The following is a 19,104-nucleotide window of genomic DNA, read 5'->3' on the forward strand; positions in this document are numbered from 1 at the left end:
TCCACAGTTGACGAGGAGGGCAGATGTCCCAACCACCGGCCCCGGCCGCCCTCTCCGGCCGCTGGATGCACTCCTTCGAGGAGGACCACGGGGACGTGGCCGTCTACCGCCCCGCCGGCTACGGGTTCCCCCGCGCGCGCGGCAGGGACGGGATCGAGTTCGCCGAGGACGGCAGCTTCACCCGCTGGGCGGTGGGCCGCGGCGACGCCCGCGAACCGGTGCCGGGGCAGTGGCGGCCGACGCCGTCCGGGCGGCTGGAGGTCTCCACCGACGCCGGCTCCGAGGTGCTCGAGGTCGTCCACGTCGACGCCGACCGCCTCGAACTGCGCAAGGAGAGCACGTAGATGAGCGAATCGGACAGCTGGCGCTTCGGTGACCGGGTCTTCGAGTGGCGGCCGGCCGCCTCCGGACGGGCCGCGCGGCCCGTCCTCGTGACCCAGGTGGGCCGGTCGTTCCAGGCCGAGCACCCTGACGTGCCGGTCCTGTTCGACCACGGCCGCCACATCGTGGTGGAGGCACCGTCCGCGGACACCTGGCAGCCGGGCCCCCCCGAGGAGACGCTGGCGATGCGGGACTGGCGGATGGACGTCCTGCCGGCGGACGGCCTGGTGCTCCAGCGGGCCCGCCCGCGCGCCCGCGTGGTGGACCCGCTGACCGCGGGACTGCTGGCGACGCTCTCGGCGGAGGAGTTCCTCGCCGACCTGACCCAGCTCGTCGGATTCGGCACTAGGCACTCGCTCAGCGACGGCTTCGGCGCCGCGGCCTCGTGGGTCGCCGACCGCCTGGCCGGGCTCGGCTTCGACGTGACCCAGCCCGCCATCACGGTGGGCACCGGCACGAGCCGGAACGTGATCGGCGACCGGCCGGGCGACGGCCTGGGGAACCGCGGGGTGGTCCTGCTCACCGCGCACCTGGACTCCATCAACCTCGCCGGCGGGCCGTCGGCTCGCGCGCCGGGCGCCGACGACAACGGCAGCGGCTCGGCCGGGGTGCTCCAGATCGCGGCGGCGCTGGCCGGGGAGGCCTGGCGGCACGACCTGCGCGTCATCCTGTTCGGTGGCGAGGAGGAGGGGCTGTTCGGCAGCCAGCAGTACGTCGACTCGCTGCCGGACGACGAACGGGCGCGGATCCGCGCCGTCCTCAACCTCGACATGGTCGGCCGGCTGAACACCGACGCGCCGACCGTGCTGCTCGAGGGCGCTCCCCGCTCGTCGGTGATGATCAACCAGCTGGCGACGGCGGCGGCGAGCGTCAGCTCGCTGGCCGTGGAGACGTCGCTGAACCCGTTCGCCAGCGACCACGTGCCGTTCCTCGACGCCGGGATCCCCGCCGTCCTCAGCATCGAGGGGGCCGACAGCGCCAACGGCGACATCCACAGCGAGCGCGACGTCCTGGCCACGGTGACGCCGGAGTTCGCCCTGCAGATCCTGCGGATGGACCTCGCCGCCCTCGTGGGGTGGCTGGAGCCGGCGGCCGCGGTGACCCGCACGGCGGGTCAGGCGGTCGGCGACGCTCAGAACAGCCGAGCGGAGGGGTCGTCGGTGCCCTTGAGGACGGCGTAGTCGACGGTCAGGCAGTCGATGCCGCGGTCGGTGGCCAGCACCCGCGCCTGCGGCTTGATCTCCTGCGCGGCGAACACGCCCTTCACCGGCGCGAGCAGCGGGTCGCGGTTGAGCAGCTCCAGGTAGCGGGTCAGCTGCTCGACGCCGTCGATCTCGCCGCGGCGCTTGACCTCGACGGCGACCGTGGTGCCGCTGGCGTCGCGGCAGAGCAGGTCGACCGGGCCGATCGCGGTCGGGTACTCGCGGCGGACCAGCGTCCACCCCGGCCCGAACGTCTCCACGTGCAGGGCCAGCAGCCGCTGCAGCTCGGCCTCGACGCCGTCCTTCTGCAGGCCTGGGTCGACGCCGAGCTCGTGGGAGGAGTCGTGCTCGACCGACTCGACCGTGATGATCAGCTGCTCGCCGGCCTTGTTGGTGACCGTCCAGGTGCCCGTGCCGTCGGTCAGCTCGTCCTTGAGCGAGCACGGCGGGCTCATCCAGTTCAGCGGCTTGTAGGCGCGGTCGTCGGCGTGGATGGACACCGAGCCGTCGGCCTTCACCAGCAGGAGCCGGGTCGCCATCGGCAGATGGGCGGTGAGCCGGCCGATGTAGTCGACGGAGCAGCGGGCGATGACCAGGCGCACGGGGGCCGACGCTACCTCGCCGCCCGTCCGGAACCGCGACGGGCACGCGATCGTCGAAGGGCCGTGACGCTCCGCGTGGCCCGGTCCGCCGCCCTGGTCCTGCTCCTCGTCCTCGGCGCCTGCGCGCGCGGCGGCGGGGACGACGGCGGCGGCACCCCCGCAGGCCCCTACTCCTACGCCCCCGACGACCTGGTCCTGCAGGTGGCCTGGACCGGCGGCTTCGTGACCCCGCAGCTGCTGGCCGGCCGGCTGCCGCTGGTCTCGGTGTACGGCGACGGCCGGGTGATCAGCGAGGGGCCCGTGCCCGCCGTCCATCCCGGCCCGGCGCTGCCCAACCTGCAGGTGGCGCGCATCGACCGCGCCGCGGTGCAGGACCTCGTGGACCGGGCCCTCGACGCCGGCGTGGGCGACACCGGCGACCTGGGCACTCCCCCGCTGGCGGACGCGCCGTCCACCCGCTTCACCGTCTCGACCGGCCTGGAGACGATCGTCCGGGAGGTCTACGCCCTGGCGGAGGCCGGGGCTGACAGCGCCGGCCTCACCGCGGAGCAGACCGCCGCCCGCGCCGAGCTGCGGGAACTCCTCGACGAGCTCAGCGGACTGTCCGGCGGCGCCTCCGAGTCCTACGCGCCCGAGGACGTGGCCGCGCTGGCCACCCCGTACGCGGCGGAGCCGGACCTGCCCCAGCCGGACACCGCCTGGCCCGGCCCCGCGCTGCCCGGCGAGCCGCTCGCGGCGCCGCTCGGCCTCTCCTGCGTCCTCGCGACCGGCGGGCAGGCCGCCGCGGTGCTCGACGCGGCGGCGCAGGCGAACGCGCTCACCCCGTGGGTCACCGCGGACGGCGCCCGCTGGTCGGTGCTGTTCCGCCCGCTCCTCCCCCACGAGACCGGCTGCGCCGACCTGCAACGAGGCTGAGGACGCCGACGGGCCCGGCCCCCGTGCGGGGGGCCGGGCCCGTCGGCGTGGAACCTCAGGCGACCGCCGGCTCCCGGGAACGCAGGTCGGCGTCCACGCCACTGCGCTCCTCGACCGTGGCGAGCGTGTCGATCGTCGACGTCGACTCGTAGCGCTCGAGGTCGAGGATGCCCTCGCGCTTGGCCACGATCGTCGGCACCAGCGCCTGACCGGCGACGTTCACCGCCGTCCGGCCCATGTCCAGGATCGGGTCGATGGCCAGCAGCAGGCCGACGCCCGCCAGCGGCAGCCCCAGCGTGGACAGGGTGAGGGTCAGCATGACCACCGCGCCGGTGACGCCGGCCGTGGCCGCGGACCCGACGACCGACACCAGGACGATCAGCAGGTAGTCGGTGATCGAGAGGTCCACGCCGAAGAACTGGGCCACGAAGATCGCCGCGAGTGCGGGGTAGATCGCGGCGCAGCCGTCCATCTTGGTCGTCGCGCCCAGCGGCACCGCGAAGGACGCGTACGAGCGGGGCACGCCCAGGTTCTGCTCGGTGACCCGCTCGGTGACGGGCAGGGTGCCGATCGACGAGCGCGAGACGAAGGCCAGCTGGATGGCCGGCCATGCACCGGCGAAGAACCGCCGCGGCGAGAGGCCGTGCAGCCGCAGCAGCACCGGGTAGACGACCAGCAGCACGAGGGCCAGACCCGCGTAGACCGAGCCGGCGAAGGCGCCCAGCGAGCCGAGGGACTCCCAGCCGTAGCTGGCGACGGCGTTGCCGATCAGGCCCACCGTGCCGATCGGCGCGAGCAGGATGACCCACCACAGCACCTTCTGCACGATCGCGAGCACCGAGCGGGTGAGCCGCAGGAACGGCTCGGCGGCCTCGCCCACCTTGAGCGCGGCGACGCCGATCGCCACGGCGAGCACGATCAGCTGCAGCACGTTGAACGACAGCCCGATCGAGCCGTCGTCGTTCGCCGCGGCCTGCAGGCCGAGGATGTTGCCGGGCACCAGGCCGGTGAGGAAGTCCCACCACGACCCGGTGGAGCCGTCGAACGTGGCGCCGGCCGCGTCGACGGAGCTGTTGCGGCCGGGCTGGGTCAGCAGGCCCAGGCCGATGCCGATGGACACCGCGATCAGCGCGGTGACGGCGAACCACAGCAGCGTGCGGGCCGCGAGCCGCGCGGCGTTGGAGACCTGCTTGAGGTTGGCGATGCTGACGATGACCGCGGTGACGATCAGCGGCACCACGATGACGCGCAGCAGCGCGACGAAGGTGTGGCCGACGGTGTCCAGGGTGCTGGTCAGCCAGTTGGGCGAGCCGTCGTCGACGGGGCCGAGGCCGCGGGCGACCAGGCCGAGGGCGACGCCGACGACGAGAGCGAGGAGGACCTGCGCCGAGAACGGAACTCGGCGGAGACGTGCGAGCACGAGAGGTGGAGCCTTTCGCAGAATGAGCTTCGGGAGGAGGAGGGACGACGGTCGGCGTCAACAGCCGGCGGTCGTCACCCGGCCGAAGTCCAGCGCACGCCGTCGCGTGAGGCCCCACAGGTTCTGCACGGAAGGGGTCAATGCCGTTCCGGCGCGCAACCATCCCCGGTGTGCGGAGGCTCACTCGGCGGGGAACGTCCAGCGGGTCGGGCTGCCGGGGAAGTCTGCGCCGGAGAGGGCGAAGGCCCGCACCGGCCGGACGGCGAAGGTGCCGTTCACGGCCGGGTCCTGGAACTCGACCGTCACGCCGGCGTCGTACTTGGCGTTGACCGCGGCCACGAACCCGGCGATGCGCGCCGCATCGGTGACCCGCTCCGCCTCGCCCTCGAGGACCACCGGGTCGCCGGCGTCGTCCGTCGTGAGCGTGCACCGCGGGTCGGCGGCGAGGTTGCGGGCCTTGCGCGAGCGCAGCCCGCTGGAGAACCACAGCCGCGCGCCCTCCCACACGCCCCAGACCGGCATGACGTGCGGGCGGCCGTCCGGGCACACGGTGGCGCACCAGTAGTCGTGCGAGGCGGTCAGCCGCCGCTCGGCCTCGGCCCACGGCATCAGGCCGCTGCCCTGGTCGGCGGGGAGGATCCCGTAGCCGGGCATCCAGGGACGCTCGGCTCGCGGCTTCAGTCGGGCCACACCGGGTGTCGCTTCTCCAGGAACGAGGCCATGCCCTCGCGGGCGCCCGGGAGCTGGCTGGCCGCGGCCATGACCTCGACGGCGATGGCGTAGGCGTCCCGCTCGGTCCGGTCGAGCTGGGCGTACATCGTCCGCTTGCCCCAGGCCTTGCTCGCCCGCGAGCCGCGGGTGGCCCGGTCCAGCAGGTCGCGGACCGCCTTGTCGAGCTCGTCGTCGGGCACCACCCTGTTGACCAGCCCCCAGTCCAGCGCCGTCCGGGCGTCGATGACGTCGCCGGTCAGCGCCAGCTCCATCGCCCGCTTGCGGCCGACGTTGCGGGCGATGGCGACCATCGGCGTGTGGCAGAACCAGCCGCCCTTGCCGCCGGGCGCGGCGAAGCCCGCCGACTCGGCGGCGACCGCGAGGTCGCAGGAGGCCACCAGCTGGCACCCGGCGGCCGTCGCGAGGGCGTGCACCCGCGCGACGACGACCTGGGGCACGTCCTGGATGGTCTGCATCAGCTCGGTGCACAGCGCCAGCAGGCTGCGCACCTCGGTCACCGGCTTGTCCTTGACGTCGCGGAAGTCGTGGCCCGCGCTGAACACCGGCCCCTCGCCGGCCAGCACGATCCCCGTCGCGTCCGAGCCGCCGGCCTCGGTGAAGGCGGCCAGCAGCTGCTGCAGGTGGTCCCGGGCCAGCGCGTTGCGCCGCGCCCCTCGGGTCATCGTGATGCAGACCGTGTCGCCGTCGCGCTCGATCCGCGGTGCGCCGTCCTCGCTCATGGGCCGACTCCACCACCCGGCGGCGACCGGGGCAACGTCCACACGCCATGATCGCTCGGTGCTTGTGCTCTGCCCACCATGGTGGGCAGAGCACAAGCACCGCGGGGAACGACTGCCCGAGGGAGGAGCGCCATGGAACCCGTCCGGTTCGGACTGGTGGGGTACGGCTTCGGCGGCCGGTACTTCCACGCCCCGCTGCTGGCCGCCGCCCCCGAATGCGCCTTCCTCGGCGTCGTGACGACGTCCGCCGAGCGGCAGGAGCTGGTGCGCCGGGAGCACCCGGACGCCGCGGTGTTCGGCTCGCTGGAGGAGCTGGCGGCGGCCGGCGCGGAGGCGGTGGCGATCTCCACGCCCGCCGACACGCACACCGCGCTCACCGACGCCGCGCTCGAGCTGGGCCTCGCGGTGGTGTGCGACAAGCCGTTCGCCCTCGACGCCGAGGCGGCCCGCGGTTCGGTGGAGCGGGCCGAGCGGCTCGGGCTGCCGCTGGCGCCGTACCAGAACCGGCGCTGGGACTCCGACTTCCTCACCGTCCGCGCCCTGGCCGACAGCGGCCGGCTGGGCACGATCACCCGCTTCGAGTCGCGGTTCGAGCGGTTCGACCCCGAGCCGGGTCCGCCGCCGGCCGGCGGGGGCACGCTGCGCGACTTCGGCAGCCATCTGGTCGACCAGGCGCTGGTGCTGCTCGGGCCGGTCGCCGCGGTCTACGCCGAGTGGCACGTCAACGCACGCGGCCTCGACGACGACTTCTTCGTCGCGCTGACCCACGAGAACGGCGCCCGCTCGCACCTGTGGGGCAGCTGGACCCAGGGCGCGCCCGGCGACCGCTTCCGGGTGTCCGGCACCGAGGGCGCCTACGTCGTCGGCGGACCGATGGACTCCCAGGAGCCGGCCCTGCTCGCCGGCCGGACGCCGGCCACCGAGGGCCGGGACTGGGGCGCCGAGCCGGAGACGCGCTGGGGCCGGTTCTCGCGCGGCGACGAGGGCGAGACGGTGCCGACCGTGCCCGGCGCCTGGAACACGTTCTACCCGGCGTTCGCGGCCGCGGTCCGGGGGGACGGCGACCTGCCGGTGACCGGCCGCGACGCGATCGCCACGGCCACGGTGCTCGACGCGGCCCGCCGCAGCGCCACCGAGGGCGGCGTCGTCCGGCTGACCTGATGGCCGAGCCGGTGCTGCTGCGCCAGGCGCTGCGGGACGTTGCTTTCCTGCACTGGCCGCTGGACCCCGCGACCGCGGCGCCGCTCCTGCCGCCGGGCACCCGCCCGGACCTGTTCGAGGGCAGAGCACACGTCGGTGTGGTGGCGCTGCGGATCACCCGCACCGCGCCCGGCCGAGGTCCTGCCGTGCCGTACCTGGGGTCGTTCGGCCAGGTGAACGTGCGGCTCTACTCGATCGACGGGGCCGGCCGCCGCGGCGTCGTCTTCCTGCGGATGGACGCCGCCCGGCTGGTGCCGGTCCTGGTGGCCCGGACCCTGATCCGCCTGCCGTACGTCTGGTCCCGCACCCGGATCCACCGGGACGACGACCGCTACGAGGCCGCCGCCGGGCGCCGGCGGATCGCGCTGACCATCGGCGAGCCGGTCGAGCCGGGACCGCTGGAGCGGTTCCTCACCGACCGGTGGGGGCTGCACACGCGGGTCGCGGGGCGCACGGTCCATCTGCCCCTGGCGCACGGACCGTGGCCGCTGCGCGCGGCGGAGCTCACCAGCCTGGACGGCGACCCGCTCGCGGCCGCGGGGTTGCCGCCACCGTCCGGCCCGCCGATGAGCGTGCTCTTCTCCCCCGGTGTGGAGGACGCCCGCTTCGCGGCCCCGTCCCGGGTCCCGCCCTGAGCTCGCGACGGGTGGGGAGGACGGGGTCCTTGCTCAGGCGGGGGCGGTGACCTTCTCCCCCAGGCCGTGGGCCTCGCGGATCACGTCGACGACCTCGCCCATGATCTGGGTGAGCCCGAAGTCCTTCGGCGTGAACACCCGCGCGACGCCCTGCTCGCGCAGCCGCCGGGCGTCGCTGTCCGGCACGATCCCGCCGACGACCACCGGGACGTCGTCCAGCCCGGCTTCCCTCAGCCCGCGCAGCACGGCCGGCACCACCTGCAGGTGCGAGCCGGAGAGCACCGACAGCCCGACGACGTGCACGTCCTCCTGGACCGCGGCGGAGACGATCTGAGCCGGGGTGAGCCGGATGCCCTGGTAGATCACCTCGAACCCGGCGTCCCGCGCGCGGACGGCGATCTGCTCGGCGCCGTTGGAGTGCCCGTCCAGGCCCGGCTTGCCGACCAGGAAGCGCAGCCGGCCGCCGAGCTCCTCACCGGTCGCCCGCACCCGCGCCCGGACGTCGGCCAGCGACTCGTCGGCCTCGCCGCCGCCCGTCGCCGCGCTCACCCCGGTGGGCGCCCGGTACTCCCCGAACACCTCCCGCAGGACCCCGGCCCACTCCCCCGTCGTCACACCGGCGCGGGCGCACTCGAGGGTCGCCGCCATGAGGTTCTCGGACGTGTCGGCGGCCGCCCGCAGCCGGTCCAGCGCCCGCCGCGCCGGCTCCGGGTCGCGCTCGTCGCGCCAGCGCTTCACCGACTCGCAGGCCGCCGCCTCCACCGCGGGGTCGACGGTCTGGATCGCGGTGTCGAGGTCGGCGAGCAGCGGGTTGGGCTCGGTGCTCTCGAACCTGTTGACGCCGACGACGACGTCCGCGCCGCTCTCCATGCGCCGACGCCGCTCGGCCAGCGACGCGACCAGCTGACCCTTCATGTAGCCGTTCTCGACCGCGGCGACGGCGCCGCCCATCTCCTGCACCCGGGCGATCTCCGCGCGGGCGCCCTCGACCAGCTCGGCCACCTTCTGCTCGACCACCACGGAGCCCGCGAACAGGTCGTCGTACTCGAGCAGGTCGGTCTCGTAGGCCAGCACCTGCTGCAGCCGCAGCGACCACTGCTGGTCCCACGGCCGGGGCAGGCCGAGCGCCTCGTTCCACGCGGGCAGCTGCACGGCGCGGGCGCGGGCGTCCTTCGACAGCGTGACCGCGAGCATCTCCAGCACGATCCGCTGGACGTTGTTCTCCGGCTGGGCCTCGGTCAGCCCGAGCGAGTTGACCTGCACGCCGTAGCGGAACCGCCGGTGCTTGGGGTCCTCGACGCCGTAGCGCTCCTTCGTCAGCTCGTCCCAGAGCTGGGTGAAGGCCCGCATCTTGCACATCTCCTCGACGAAGCGGACGCCCGCGTTGACGAAGAAGGAGATGCGGGCGACGACCTCGCCGAAGCGGTCGGCCGGCACCTGGCCGGAGTCGCGCACCGAGTCCAGGACGGCGATCGCGGTGGACAGCGCGTAGGCGATCTCCTGCACCGGCGTGGCCCCGGCCTCCTGCAGGTGGTAGCTGCAGATGTTGATCGGGTTCCACTTCGGCAACGCCGTCACCGTGTAGGCGACCATGTCGGTGATCAGCCGCATCGAGGGCCCGGGCGGGAAGACGTAGGTCCCGCGCGACAGGTACTCCTTGATGATGTCGTTCTGCGTCGTCCCGGCCAGCTGCGAGACGTCGTGCCCGTGCTCCTCCGCGACCACCTGGTAGAGCGCGAGCAGCCACATCGCCGTGGCGTTGATCGTCATCGACGTGTTCATCTCGTCGAGCGGGATGCCGTCGAACAGCGCCCGCATGTCGGCGAGGGAGGTGATCGGCACGCCCACCTTGCCGACCTCACCGGCGGCGAGTTCGTCGTCGGGGTCGTAGCCGGTCTGCGTCGGCAGGTCGAAGGCCACCGACAGCCCGGTCTGGCCCTTGGCCAGGTTGCGCCGGTACAGCGCGTTGGACTCCGCGGGCGAGGAGTGGCCGGCGTAGGTGCGCATCACCCAGGGCCGGTCGCGGTCCTTCGGCGTTGAAGGGAACGGCATGCCGCCGGAGTCTAAGGCGGTTACCGGGCAGTAGCCCGCCGGGTCCCGGGGATGGTGACCGGTGGCACACTCGGCGGGAGGAACGCCGACGCGGGAGGTGGGCCGTGCCGATCCAGGCGGGCAGCCTGCACTACGCGGTCGGTCCGGTGATCGCGATCGTCGTCCTGCTGCTCATCGGGCTGTTCCTGCGCTGGGCCTTCGGCACCGGCTCGCGGGCGTCCCGGTCCAGCGCCACCGAGGACGGGCTGCTCACCCGGGTCGCGACGTTCTCGCGCCGGGAGTCGGCGCTGGCACTGCGGGCCGTGCTCTCCGACGCCGGCATCCGGTCGACGATCCGGTTCCCCGAGCCGCTGCGTGCCGACGTGCTGGTCTTCCCCGAGGACGCCGACCGCGCCCGGGCGCTGGCCGCGTCGTTCGCCGCGCCGGAGTAGTTCAGAACTCCCGCTGCACCCGCTCGACCTGGGCACCGAGCCCGCACAGCTGCTCGACGAAGGCCGGATAGCCGCGGTCGACGTGGTGCACCTCCTGCACCTCGGTCACCCCGTCGGAGACCAGGCCGGCCAGCACCAGCCCCGCGCCGGCCCGGATGTCGGTGGCCACCACCGGGGCGCTGGAGAGCCGCTCCCGGCCGCGGACGACGGCGTGGTGCCCGTCGATGCGCACCGACGCCCCGAGCCGGACCAGCTCGTTGACGAACATGAACCGGCCCTCGAACACGTTCTCCGTGATCAGGGCGGTGCCCGTGGAGACCGCGGCCAGCGCCACGGCCATCGGCTGCAGGTCGGTCGGGAAGCCCGGGTAGGGCAGCGTGACGACGTCCACCCCGCGGGGCCGCTCGTCCATCGCCACCCGGACGCCGTCCGGCAGCGCCTCCACGCGCGCACCGGCGGTGTGCAGCTTGTCCAGCGCGACGGTGAGGTGGTCGGCCACCGCGCGCTCGATGACGATGTCGCCCTGGGTCATCACCGCGCCGATCGCCCAGGTGCCGGCCACGATCCGGTCGGGGACGGTGGTGTAGGTGACCGGGGTGAGCGCCGAGACGCCCTCGACGGTGATCGTGGACGTGCCCGCCCCGTCGACCTTGGCGCCCATCAGCGCCAGCATCGCGCACAGGTCGACGATCTCCGGCTCGCGGGCGGCGTTGTCGATGACCGTCGTCCCCTCGGCGAGGACGGCGGCCATGACCAGGTTCTCCGTCGCGCCGACGGACGGGAAGTCCAGCCAGATCGAGGTGCCCTTCAGCGTCGGCGCGCCGGCGACGAGGAAGCCGTGCTCGCTGGTGATCGTCGCGCCGAGCTTCTCCAGCCCGGAGATGTGCATGTCCAGCCCGCGGGAGCCGATCGCGTCGCCGCCGGGCAGCGCCACCCGGGCGCTGCCGCAGCGCGCGACCAGCGGGCCGAGCACGCTGATCGAGGCGCGCATGCGGCGGACCAGGTCGTAGTCGGTCTCGGTCGACGGGTCCTCGGGGACGTCGATGGTCACCCGGCCGCCCCCGCCGCTGCCGGGCGTGCGCTCGTAGGCGACGCCGCAGCCGAGCCGGCGCAGCACCTCGCTCATGATCGACACGTCGAGGATGTCGGGGACCTCGTCCAGGGCGGTGCGCCCCGGTGCCAGCAGCGCGGCGGCCATGAGCTTCAGGGCGCTGTTCTTGGCACCCGTGACCCGTACCCGTCCACGCAGGGACGTTCCACCGGTCACCTGGAAGCAGTCCACCGGTCCACCCTACGGCCGCCTTAGAGTCGGCCCATGACGGTCCGGCTGACGCGCATCTACACGAAGACCGGCGACGCCGGCCAGACGCACCTGGGCGACATGAGCCGGGTGGCCAAGACCGACCCGCGCCTGGTCGCCTACGCCGACGTGGACGAGGCCAACAGCGTCCTCGGCGTCGCGCTCGCGCTGGGCTCGCCGCCCGAGCCGGTCGCCGAACTGCTGCGCAGCGTCCAGAACGACCTGTTCGACGTCGGCGCGGACCTGTCGACGCCGATCACGCCGGACCCGGAGTTCCCGCCGCTGCGGGTGACCGCCGCCTACACCGAGCGGCTGGAGGCGGCCTGCGACACCTGGAACGCCGACCTGCCGAAGCTGGCCAGCTTCATCCTGCCCGGCGGCACCCCGGCCGCGGCGCTGCTGCACCAGGGCCGGGTGGTGGTCCGGCGGGCCGAGCGCAGCGTGTGGGCGCTGCTCGCCGCCGACGGCGAGCGCACCAATCCGGAGACCGCGCGCTACCTCAACCGGCTCTCGGACCTGCTGTTCATCCTCGCCAGGGTCGCCAATCCCGACGGCGACGTGCTGTGGGAGCCGGGCGCGCACAGCGGCGTGCACGCGCAGCGCGCGGCGAAGGAGTAGCGGCGTTCAGCGCAGGCCGGGCGCGGACTCCACCCAGGAGAGGAAGCCGGTCAGCGTGGAGGGCTCCATGGCCAGCTCCTGCCGGCCCTCCCGGGTCTCACAGGTGAGGACGACGACGTCGGCGGGGAGCGCCAGGTCGTCCGGACCCGCGGGCCGCCGTCCCTCGACCCGCAGGTCGGCGCGGGGCAGCCGGCGCTGCGGCCGCACGGCCAGCGAGAGGGCGCGGTACCAGAGCAGGCTGTCGCCGCCGAACCAGGCGACCCCGACCGACCACCGCGACGAGTGCGCGGGGCGCAGCCACATGGTGACCGCGCCCAGGCCGGAGAGCAGGAAGCGGCGGCGGAGCAGGAAGGCGACCACCACCGCGACCAGCACGACCCCGGCCAGCACCAGCAGGACCACCGTCATGGCGGGTCCGTGGGCATCCGGGGACAGCCGTCGACGGGCGGGTCAGACGTCCTGACCGGCGGCGCGCAGCCGCCCGATCGCCCGGCGGGCGGCGGCCACGGACTCGGGGTCGTCGTCGGACTCGGCGCGGCGCAGCGCGTCCCGGGCCCGCTCGACGTCGATGTCGCCGGAGAACTCCGCGGTCTCGGCGAGGATGGACACACCGCGCTCGGTCACCGACAGGAAGCCGCCGTGGGCGGCGACGACGACGTCCTCACCGGACTCGGTGCGGATGGTGACCACACCGCCCTCGGCGAGCTGCCCCAGCAGCGGGGCGTGACCGGGCAGGACGCCCAGCTCGCCCTCGGTCGTGCGGGCGATGACCATGCGGGCCTCGCCCGACCAGAGCCTGCGCTCGACGGCCACCAACTCGACCTGCAGGGTCGCCACGACACTCCTCGGGGTCCACCGACGATGGCGGTACGGGTCGCCGGTCTCGGAGGACACGACGACGGGTCAGCGACACTTTAGCGTCGCGGCCGGCGGCGGCCCCGTCCAGGGCACCCGCCCCGAGCCTAGGCTGCGCGACGGTAGAGGAGCGTCCAGCGCCCCACGCGCACCCACGGGTGGCGGACGGTGGAGGCCGGGGCCCAGTCCTCGACGACGTAGCGCGGCTGGCTGTGCGACTCCCACGGCGCGTAGGGCGGCCAGCTCCAGCCGGCCCCACCGTCGTCGGTCCTCGTGATCTCCGGTTCCACCTTCGTCTCCCACAGCGCCCCAGGTCTGGGCACCACCAGCATGCTCGGCAGCGCGGGGCGGGGGAAGCAGTCGTCTCAGGTAGAGATCACCCGGTCGGGGGAACGCCGGTCCGCCGGAGACGCGACGGCCGGGCCCCCGTGAGGGGGACCCGGCCGATGCCGTGCTGGAACGGCCCCGCTGCAGGGTCCCTGCAGCGGGTCCTCTTTCAGTTGCGCTTGAGCTTCTCCGCGTTCTTCTCGAGATCCTCGAGTCCACCGCACATGAAGAAGGCCTGCTCCGGCACGTGGTCGTAGGTGCCCTCGGTGAGCGCCTTGAACGCCTCGAGGGTCTCCGACAGCGGCACGAAGGATCCCGGCTGCCCGGTGAAGGCCTCGGCCACGAACATGTTCTGCGAGAGGAAGCGCTCGATGCGCCGCGCCCGCTGGACGGTGACCTTGTCCTCCTCACCGAGCTCGTCGATGCCGAGGATGGCGATGATGTCCTGGAGCTCGACGTAGCGCTGCAGGATCCGCTGCACCTCGCGGGCGATGCTGTAGTGCTCCTGGCCGATGTACTGCGGGTCCAGGATGCGGCTCGAGGAGTCCAGCGGGTCCACGGCCGGATAGATGCCCTTCTCCGAGATCGGCCGCGAGAGCACGGTCGTCGCGTCGAGGTGGGCGAAGGTGGTGTGCGGCGCCGGGTCGGTGATGTCGTCGGCGGGCACGTAGATCGCCTGCATCGAGGTGATGGAGTGGCCGCGGGTCGAGGTGATCCGCTCCTGCAGCTCGCCCATCTCGTCGGCGAGGGTCGGCTGGTACCCCACGGCCGACGGCATGCGGCCGAGCAGCGTGGAGACCTCGGAGCCGGCCTGGGTGAACCGGAAGATGTTGTCGATGAAGAGCAGCACGTCCTGGTTCTGCTCGTCGCGGAAGTACTCCGCCATCGTCAGCGCCGACAGGGCCACCCGCAGCCGGGTGCCCGGCGGCTCGTCCATCTGGCCGAAGACCAGCGCGGTGGACTCGATGACGCCGGACTCGGTCATCTCCGTGATCAGGTCGTTGCCCTCGCGGGTGCGCTCGCCGACGCCGGCGAACACCGACACGCCACCGAACTCCTGGGCGACCCGGCGGATCATCTCCTGGATCAGCACGGTCTTGCCCACGCCGGCGCCGCCGAACAGGCCGATCTTCCCGCCGGCCACGTACGGGGTCAGCAGGTCGATGACCTTGATGCCGGTCTCCAGCATCTCGGTGCGGCCCTCGAGCTGGTCGAAGCGCGGCGCGTGCCGGTGGATGCCCCAGTGCGTGGCGTCCCTGCCGTAGCCGGGCTCGTCGAGGCACTCCCCGAGGGCGTTGAACACGTGGCCCTTGGTGACGTCCCCGACGGGCACCGAGATCGGGCCGCCGGTATCGCTGACCTCGGCGCCGCGGACCAGGCCGTCGGTCGGCTGCATCGAGATGGTGCGGACCACGTTGTCACCCAGGTGCTGGGCGACCTCGAGGGTCAGCGTCTTGCCCAGGTCGGCGAGGGTGACCTCCACCTTCAGGGCGTTGAACAGGTCGGGCATCGCGTCGCGCGGGAACTCGACGTCGACGACGGGTCCGGTGACCCGCACGACCCGGCCGGTGGCGGCCCCGGTCGGCGAGGTGGACGGACGGTCCTCGGTGACGGTCATGAAGTGCTCTCCTGTGTGAAGACGGTCAGTCGTCGGCGCCGGCCGACACGAGGGCGTCGGCGCCGCCGACGATCTCGCTGATCTCCTGGGTGATCTCGGCCTGGCGGGCCTGGTTGGCCTGACGCGAGAGGTTCTTGGCCAGCTCCTCGGCGTTGTCGGAGGCCGACTTCATCGCCCGGCGCCGGGACGCGGACTCCGAGGCGGCCGACTCGAGCATCGCCGCGTAGATCCGGGTGGTGATGTACTTCGGCAGCAGCGCGTCGAGCAGCGCCTCGGCGGAGGGCTCGAACTCGTAGGACGTCGGGACGCCGCTCTCGCCGGTGTGCCCGGCTGCGCGGTCCTCCCGCTCGTAGTCGAACTCCTCGACCTCCTCGACCTCCAGCGGAGCCATCCGCTTGGCGACCGGGACCTGCGAGAGCAGCGAGCGGAACTCGGTGTAGACGATGTGCAGCTCGTCGACGCCGAGCACGTCGTCCGCCCCCGGGCCGCCGTCCTCGTCGTCCTCACCGGCGGTGAAGGCGTCGATGAGGACGCGCCCGACCTCCTGCGCGTTGACGTAGTGCGGCTGCTCGGAGAAGCCGGTGAACGACTCCTCGAACGGCCGACTGCGGAAGGAGTAGTAGGTCTCCCCCTTGCGGCCGACCACGTAGAGCACCGGGTCCTTGCCCTCCTGCCGGAGGAGCGACAGCAGCTCCTCGGTGCGGCGCAGGACGTTGACGTTGTACGAGCCGGCGAACCCGCGGTCGGAGGTGATCACCAGGACCGCGGCCCGCCGCGGGTTCTGCCGCTCGGTCAGCAGCGGGTGGTCGAGGCTGGCCGAGGAGGCCAGCGCCGACAGCACCCGCGTGATCTCCCGGGCGTAGGGCTTGGACGCCTCCACCCGGGCCTGGGCGCGCACGATGCGGGCACCGGCGATCAGCTCCTGCGCCGAGAAGATCTTCTTCGTCGACTGCGTGGAGCGGATGCGGCGCCGCAGCGCGCGAAGGGAACCGGCCACGTCAGCCCCGCTTCACCTGGACGCGCTCCTGGCCGCGCTCCGAGGCGTCCATGGCCTCGGCCTCGGGCTCGTTGATGCGCAGCGTCTCGCCCTCGGCGGTCTGGTACTGGCCGTAGAAGTCGTCCACGGCCTTCTCCAGGGAGGAGACGGCGTCGTCGCCGAGGGCCTTCGAGGTGCGGATCTCGTCGAAGACGCCCGTGTGGTTGCGGGCGACGAAGTCGAGGAACTCGCTCTCGAAGCGGCGCACCTCGCTCACCGGGACCTTGTCCAGCTTGCCGGTGGTGCCCAGCCAGATGGAGACGACCTCGCGCTCGACCGGGTACGGCTGGTACTGGCCCTGCTTGAGCAGCTCGACCAGGCGCTGCCCGCGGTCCAGGGTGGCGCGGCTGGTGGCGTCGAGGTCGGAGGAGAACGAGGCGAAGGCCTCGAGCTCGCGGTATTGGGCGAGGTCCAGGCGCAGCCGGCCGGCGACCGACTTCATGGCCTTGATCTGCGCCGAGCCGCCGACGCGGGACACCGAGATGCCGACGTTGATGGCCGGGCGGACACCGGAGTTGAACAGACCGGTCTCGAGGAAGATCTGCCCGTCGGTGATCGAGATGACGTTGGTCGGGATGTAGGCCGACACGTCGTTGCCCTTGGTCTCGATCAGCGGCAGACCGGTCATCGAGCCCGCGCCCAGCTCGTCGGAGAGCTTGGCGCAGCGCTCCAGCAGCCGGGAGTGGAGGTAGAAGACGTCGCCGGGGTACGCCTCGCGGCCCGGCGGCCGGCGCAGCAGCAGCGAGACGGCGCGGTAGGCCTCGGCCTGCTTGGACAGGTCGTCGAACACGATCAGGACGTGCTTGCCCTCGTACATCCAGTGCTGGCCGATGGCCGAGCCGGTGTACGGCGCGATGTACTTGAAGCCGGCGGCCTCTGAGGCCGGGGCGGCGACGATCGTCGTGTACTCCATCGCGCCGGCCTCCTCGAGGGAGGCGCGGATGCCGGCGATGGTGGAGCCCTTCTGGCCGACGGCGACGTAGATGCAGCGGACCTGCTGCTTCGGGTCGCCGGTGGCCCAGGCCTCCTTCTGGTTGATGATCGTGTCGACGACGATCGCGGTCTTGCCGGTCTGCCGGTCGCCGATGACCAGCTGACGCTGGCCGCGGCCGATCGGGGTCATGGCGTCGATCGCCTTGATGCCGGTCTGCATCGGCTCGTGCACCGACTGCCGCTGCACGACGGTCGGCGCCTGCAGCTCCAGGGCGCGGCGGCCGGAGGTCTCGATCGGGCCGCCGCCGTCGATCGGGTTGCCCAGCGGGTCGACGACCCGGCCGAGGTACCCCTCACCGACGGGCACCGAGAGCACCTCACCGGTGCGGCGGACCTGCTGGCCCTCCTCGATGCCGGCGAAGTCACCCAGGACGACGACGCCGACCTCGCGGACGTCGAGGTTGAGCGCCAGACCGCGGACGCCGCTCTCGAACTCGAGCAGCTCGTTGGTCATGACCGAGGGCAGGCCCTCGACCCGGGCGATGCCGTCGCCGGCCTCCGTGACGGTCCCGACCTCTTCACGGGAGACGTCGGGGGCGTACTCGGTGACGTAACTCTGGATGGCGCTGCGGATCTCGTCCGCGGAGATGGTCAGCTCGGCCATGGCGCGCGTCCTCTTCCCTGCTGGATGTGTTCTGGAGTCTGGGGGGCGGTCAGCCGACGAGCCGTCGGCCGGCGGCTTCGAGCCGGTGGGCGATGCTGCCGTCGATGACCTCGTCGCCGACGCGGATGACCAGGCCACCGAGCACGTCGGGGTCGACGGTCACCTGCAGGCCGATCGTCCGCCCGTAGAGCCGGCCGAGCAGCTGCCCGAGCCGTTGCTCCTGGGCGGGGCTCAACGCGACCGCCGACGTCACGAAGGCCACCGACCGGCCGCGCCGGGCGGCGGCTGCCTCGGAGAGCCGCTCGATCGCGTTCTCCGCCTGCCCGACGTGCCGGCCGGTGAGGACGTTGCGCAGCAGCAGCGCGGTGACCGGGTCGACCTTGCGCCCGAGCAGCCGGTCGAGCAGCTCGGCCTTGCCCTTGGCGGAGGCCGTGCGGTCGCTCAGCACGCGCGAGAGGGCGGGGTCGCCGGCGACGATGCGGCCGAACCGGAACAGCTCGTCCTCGACGCCGTCGAGGTGCCCGCCGGCGTCGGCGGCGAGGAACGCGGAGTCGGTGGCCAGCGCCTCGGCGGCCTCGACCAGGTCCAGCGGCCGCGACCAGCGCTGCCGCGCGACCGTCTCGACCAGGTCGAGGGCCACCTCCGACAGCTTGCCGGCGAGCAGCCGGCGGGCCAGGCCCGCGCGGTCGTCGGGCTTGGCGGCCGGGTCGGAGAGCGCGCGGCGCAGCGTCGGCTGGCCGTCGAGCAGCCGCGCGACGGCGAACAGCTCGTCGGCGAGGCTCAGCAGAGCCTGGGCCGACGCGCCGCGCGACCGCTCGTCGAGACGCTCGCGCGACCCGGCCAGCGCGGCCCGGCTGGAGGCATCCATCAGCGGCCGCCGTCCTGGGCCGCGACGGTGCTGCCGCCACGGCCGTCGGAGCCGGCGGTCAGCGTGTCGAGCTGGTCCAGGAAACGGTCGACGGTGCCCCGCCGGCGCGCCTCGTCGGCGAGCGACTCACCGACCACCTTGCCGGCGAGCTCGACGGCCAGGGCGCCGAGCTGACCGCGCAGCTCGTTGACCACCGACTGCCGGTTCGCGGCCAGCTGCTCCTCACCCCGGGCGAGGATGCGCGCGGACTCCTCCTGGGCCTGGACGCGCAGCTCCTCGAGGATCTGCTGCCCCTCCGCCCGGGCGGCGTCGCGGATCTGGGCCGCCTCGGTGCGGGCCTCGGCCAGCTGCGCGCGGTACTGCTCCAGCGCCGCCTTGGCCTCGGCCTGCATGGCCTCGGCGCGCTCGATCCCGCCCTCGATCGCCTCGCGGCGGGCGCGGAATACCTGCTCGAAGCGAGGCGCGACGAACTTGAACAGCACTACCAGCACGATCGCGAACGCGATCAGGCCGATGACGATCTCGCCCAGGGGCGGGAGGAGCGGGTTGTGTTCTTCCTCGGCGGCCCAGATGAGCATGGTGTTCACCATCCTGGT

General features: G+C 73.3%; 21 protein-coding genes. 7 read left to right on the forward strand and 14 right to left on the reverse strand.

Annotation, left to right across the window (positions count from 1 at the left end; genetic code table 11):
- The first annotated feature begins 23 nt into the window (after positions 1 to 23).
- Entirely contained in the window at positions 24 to 344 is a 321-nt protein-coding gene (locus tag AB3388_RS21955; protein ID WP_495407438.1) for a hypothetical protein, read from the forward strand.
- Positions 345 to 1,562, forward strand: a complete 1,218-nt coding sequence (locus AB3388_RS21960; RefSeq protein WP_495407439.1) for a M28 family metallopeptidase — start codon at positions 345 to 347, stop codon at positions 1,560 to 1,562.
- Here AB3388_RS21960 and nucS read toward each other — a convergent pair.
- Complete coding sequence (gene nucS, locus AB3388_RS21965; protein ID WP_495407440.1) at positions 1,514 to 2,185, reverse strand: endonuclease NucS; 672 nt, start codon at positions 2,183 to 2,185, stop codon at positions 1,514 to 1,516. The two genes, AB3388_RS21960 and nucS, sit on opposite strands and share 49 nt — an antisense overlap.
- Positions 2,186 to 2,248: 63 nt before the next feature.
- Here nucS and AB3388_RS21970 point away from each other — a divergent pair, with 63 nt between their 5' ends.
- Positions 2,249 to 3,100: a hypothetical protein gene (locus AB3388_RS21970; protein WP_495407441.1), complete on the forward strand. Its 852-nt coding sequence runs from the start codon at positions 2,249 to 2,251 to the stop codon at positions 3,098 to 3,100.
- A 55-nt stretch (positions 3,101 to 3,155) separates the two neighbouring features.
- Here AB3388_RS21970 and AB3388_RS21975 read toward each other — a convergent pair whose 3' ends face one another.
- The 3 genes from AB3388_RS21975 to AB3388_RS21985 all read right to left on the reverse strand — a co-directional run bounded on the left by AB3388_RS21975 (position 3,156) and on the right by AB3388_RS21985 (position 5,971).
- A complete protein-coding gene (locus tag AB3388_RS21975) occupies positions 3,156 to 4,520 on the reverse strand; it encodes a dicarboxylate/amino acid:cation symporter (RefSeq protein ID WP_495407442.1) in 1,365 nt (454 codons plus the stop codon).
- A 180-nt stretch (positions 4,521 to 4,700) separates the two neighbouring features.
- The gene (locus tag AB3388_RS21980) at positions 4,701 to 5,174 is read right to left on the reverse strand and encodes a pyridoxamine 5'-phosphate oxidase family protein (protein WP_495407443.1); all 474 of its coding nucleotides are present in this window, start codon (positions 5,172 to 5,174) and stop codon (positions 4,701 to 4,703) included.
- Positions 5,175 to 5,197: 23 nt separating this feature from the next.
- The gene (locus AB3388_RS21985) at positions 5,198 to 5,971 is read right to left on the reverse strand and encodes an enoyl-CoA hydratase-related protein (protein ID WP_495407444.1); all 774 of its coding nucleotides are present in this window, start codon (positions 5,969 to 5,971) and stop codon (positions 5,198 to 5,200) included.
- 132 nt (positions 5,972 to 6,103) lie between these two features.
- Between AB3388_RS21985 and AB3388_RS21990 the strand changes: the two genes are divergently transcribed.
- Both AB3388_RS21990 and AB3388_RS21995 read left to right on the forward strand, forming a co-directional pair.
- Positions 6,104 to 7,132 carry a Gfo/Idh/MocA family protein gene (locus tag AB3388_RS21990; RefSeq protein WP_495407445.1) on the forward strand — a complete coding sequence of 343 codons (1,029 nt, stop codon included), beginning with the start codon at positions 6,104 to 6,106 and terminating at the stop codon, positions 7,130 to 7,132.
- On the forward strand, positions 7,132 to 7,806 hold the full coding sequence (locus AB3388_RS21995; RefSeq protein ID WP_495407446.1) for a YqjF family protein: 675 nt from the start codon (positions 7,132 to 7,134) through the stop codon (positions 7,804 to 7,806). Before AB3388_RS21990 ends, AB3388_RS21995 begins: the two co-directional genes overlap by 1 nt.
- Positions 7,807 to 7,839: 33 nt before the next feature.
- Here the strand turns inward: AB3388_RS21995 and AB3388_RS22000 are convergent, their stop codons facing one another.
- Entirely contained in the window at positions 7,840 to 9,858 is a 2,019-nt protein-coding gene (locus tag AB3388_RS22000) for a protein meaA (RefSeq protein WP_495407447.1), read from the reverse strand.
- Positions 9,859 to 9,962: 104 nt separating this feature from the next.
- Between AB3388_RS22000 and AB3388_RS22005 the strand changes: the two genes are divergently transcribed.
- Entirely contained in the window at positions 9,963 to 10,289 is a 327-nt protein-coding gene (locus tag AB3388_RS22005) for a hypothetical protein (RefSeq protein WP_495407448.1), read from the forward strand.
- Between the two features lies 1 nt (position 10,290).
- Here the strand turns inward: AB3388_RS22005 and murA are convergent, their stop codons facing one another.
- Entirely contained in the window at positions 10,291 to 11,571 is a 1,281-nt protein-coding gene (gene murA / locus AB3388_RS22010; protein WP_495407449.1) for a UDP-N-acetylglucosamine 1-carboxyvinyltransferase, read from the reverse strand.
- A gap of 33 nt (positions 11,572 to 11,604) precedes the next feature.
- Here murA and AB3388_RS22015 point away from each other — a divergent pair, with 33 nt between their 5' ends.
- Positions 11,605 to 12,207: a cob(I)yrinic acid a,c-diamide adenosyltransferase gene (locus AB3388_RS22015; RefSeq protein ID WP_495407450.1), complete on the forward strand. Its 603-nt coding sequence runs from the start codon at positions 11,605 to 11,607 to the stop codon at positions 12,205 to 12,207.
- Positions 12,208 to 12,213: 6 nt separating this feature from the next.
- Here the strand turns inward: AB3388_RS22015 and AB3388_RS22020 are convergent, their stop codons facing one another.
- From AB3388_RS22020 to AB3388_RS22055, 8 genes are all read right to left on the reverse strand, one after another.
- Entirely contained in the window at positions 12,214 to 12,615 is a 402-nt protein-coding gene (locus AB3388_RS22020) for a DUF2550 domain-containing protein (RefSeq protein WP_495407451.1), read from the reverse strand.
- Positions 12,616 to 12,657: 42 nt separating this feature from the next.
- Positions 12,658 to 13,044 carry a F0F1 ATP synthase subunit epsilon gene (locus AB3388_RS22025; protein ID WP_495407452.1) on the reverse strand — a complete coding sequence of 129 codons (387 nt, stop codon included), beginning with the start codon at positions 13,042 to 13,044 and terminating at the stop codon, positions 12,658 to 12,660.
- A 125-nt stretch (positions 13,045 to 13,169) separates the two neighbouring features.
- Positions 13,170 to 13,385 carry a hypothetical protein gene (locus AB3388_RS22030; RefSeq protein ID WP_495407453.1) on the reverse strand — a complete coding sequence of 72 codons (216 nt, stop codon included), beginning with the start codon at positions 13,383 to 13,385 and terminating at the stop codon, positions 13,170 to 13,172.
- Positions 13,386 to 13,558: 173 nt separating this feature from the next.
- Positions 13,559 to 15,007: a F0F1 ATP synthase subunit beta gene (gene atpD, locus AB3388_RS22035; RefSeq protein ID WP_495407454.1), complete on the reverse strand. Its 1,449-nt coding sequence runs from the start codon at positions 15,005 to 15,007 to the stop codon at positions 13,559 to 13,561.
- A 25-nt stretch (positions 15,008 to 15,032) separates the two neighbouring features.
- Positions 15,033 to 16,004, reverse strand: coding sequence for a F0F1 ATP synthase subunit gamma (locus AB3388_RS22040; protein ID WP_495407455.1), 972 nt, complete (start codon positions 16,002 to 16,004; stop codon positions 15,033 to 15,035).
- 1 nt (position 16,005) lies between these two features.
- Complete coding sequence (atpA, locus tag AB3388_RS22045; RefSeq protein ID WP_495407456.1) at positions 16,006 to 17,640, reverse strand: F0F1 ATP synthase subunit alpha; 1,635 nt, start codon at positions 17,638 to 17,640, stop codon at positions 16,006 to 16,008.
- A gap of 49 nt (positions 17,641 to 17,689) precedes the next feature.
- Complete coding sequence (locus AB3388_RS22050; protein WP_495407457.1) at positions 17,690 to 18,508, reverse strand: F0F1 ATP synthase subunit delta; 819 nt, start codon at positions 18,506 to 18,508, stop codon at positions 17,690 to 17,692.
- A complete protein-coding gene (locus AB3388_RS22055; RefSeq protein WP_495407458.1) occupies positions 18,508 to 19,086 on the reverse strand; it encodes a F0F1 ATP synthase subunit B in 579 nt (192 codons plus the stop codon). Before AB3388_RS22055 ends, AB3388_RS22050 begins: the two co-directional genes overlap by 1 nt.
- Between the last annotated feature and the right edge of the window lie 18 nt (positions 19,087 to 19,104).

Source organism: Geodermatophilus sp. SMS 5-13, assembly GCF_059428245.1.

What these genes read in the sequence shown, in the direction of transcription:
- AB3388_RS21955 (WP_495407438.1), top strand. Translation starts at nt 24, where the DNA reads ATGTCCCAACCACCGGCCCCGGCCGCCCTCTCCGGCCGCTGGATGCAC.
- AB3388_RS21960 (WP_495407439.1), top strand. Translation starts at nt 345, where the DNA reads ATGAGCGAATCGGACAGCTGGCGCTTCGGTGACCGGGTCTTCGAGTGG.
- AB3388_RS21980 (WP_495407443.1), bottom strand. Translation starts at nt 5,174, where the DNA reads ATGCCCGGCTACGGGATCCTCCCCGCCGACCAGGGCAGCGGCCTGATG.
- AB3388_RS21985 (WP_495407444.1), bottom strand. Translation starts at nt 5,971, where the DNA reads ATGAGCGAGGACGGCGCACCGCGGATCGAGCGCGACGGCGACACGGTC.
- AB3388_RS21990 (WP_495407445.1), top strand. Translation starts at nt 6,104, where the DNA reads ATGGAACCCGTCCGGTTCGGACTGGTGGGGTACGGCTTCGGCGGCCGG.
- AB3388_RS21995 (WP_495407446.1), top strand. Translation starts at nt 7,132, where the DNA reads ATGGCCGAGCCGGTGCTGCTGCGCCAGGCGCTGCGGGACGTTGCTTTC.
- AB3388_RS22000 (WP_495407447.1), bottom strand. Translation starts at nt 9,858, where the DNA reads ATGCCGTTCCCTTCAACGCCGAAGGACCGCGACCGGCCCTGGGTGATG.
- AB3388_RS22015 (WP_495407450.1), top strand. Translation starts at nt 11,605, where the DNA reads ATGACGGTCCGGCTGACGCGCATCTACACGAAGACCGGCGACGCCGGC.
- AB3388_RS22020 (WP_495407451.1), bottom strand. Translation starts at nt 12,615, where the DNA reads ATGACGGTGGTCCTGCTGGTGCTGGCCGGGGTCGTGCTGGTCGCGGTG.
- atpD (WP_495407454.1), bottom strand. Translation starts at nt 15,007, where the DNA reads ATGACCGTCACCGAGGACCGTCCGTCCACCTCGCCGACCGGGGCCGCC.
- atpA (WP_495407456.1), bottom strand. Translation starts at nt 17,640, where the DNA reads ATGGCCGAGCTGACCATCTCCGCGGACGAGATCCGCAGCGCCATCCAG.
- AB3388_RS22050 (WP_495407457.1), bottom strand. Translation starts at nt 18,508, where the DNA reads ATGGATGCCTCCAGCCGGGCCGCGCTGGCCGGGTCGCGCGAGCGTCTC.
- AB3388_RS22055 (WP_495407458.1), bottom strand. Translation starts at nt 19,086, where the DNA reads ATGCTCATCTGGGCCGCCGAGGAAGAACACAACCCGCTCCTCCCGCCC.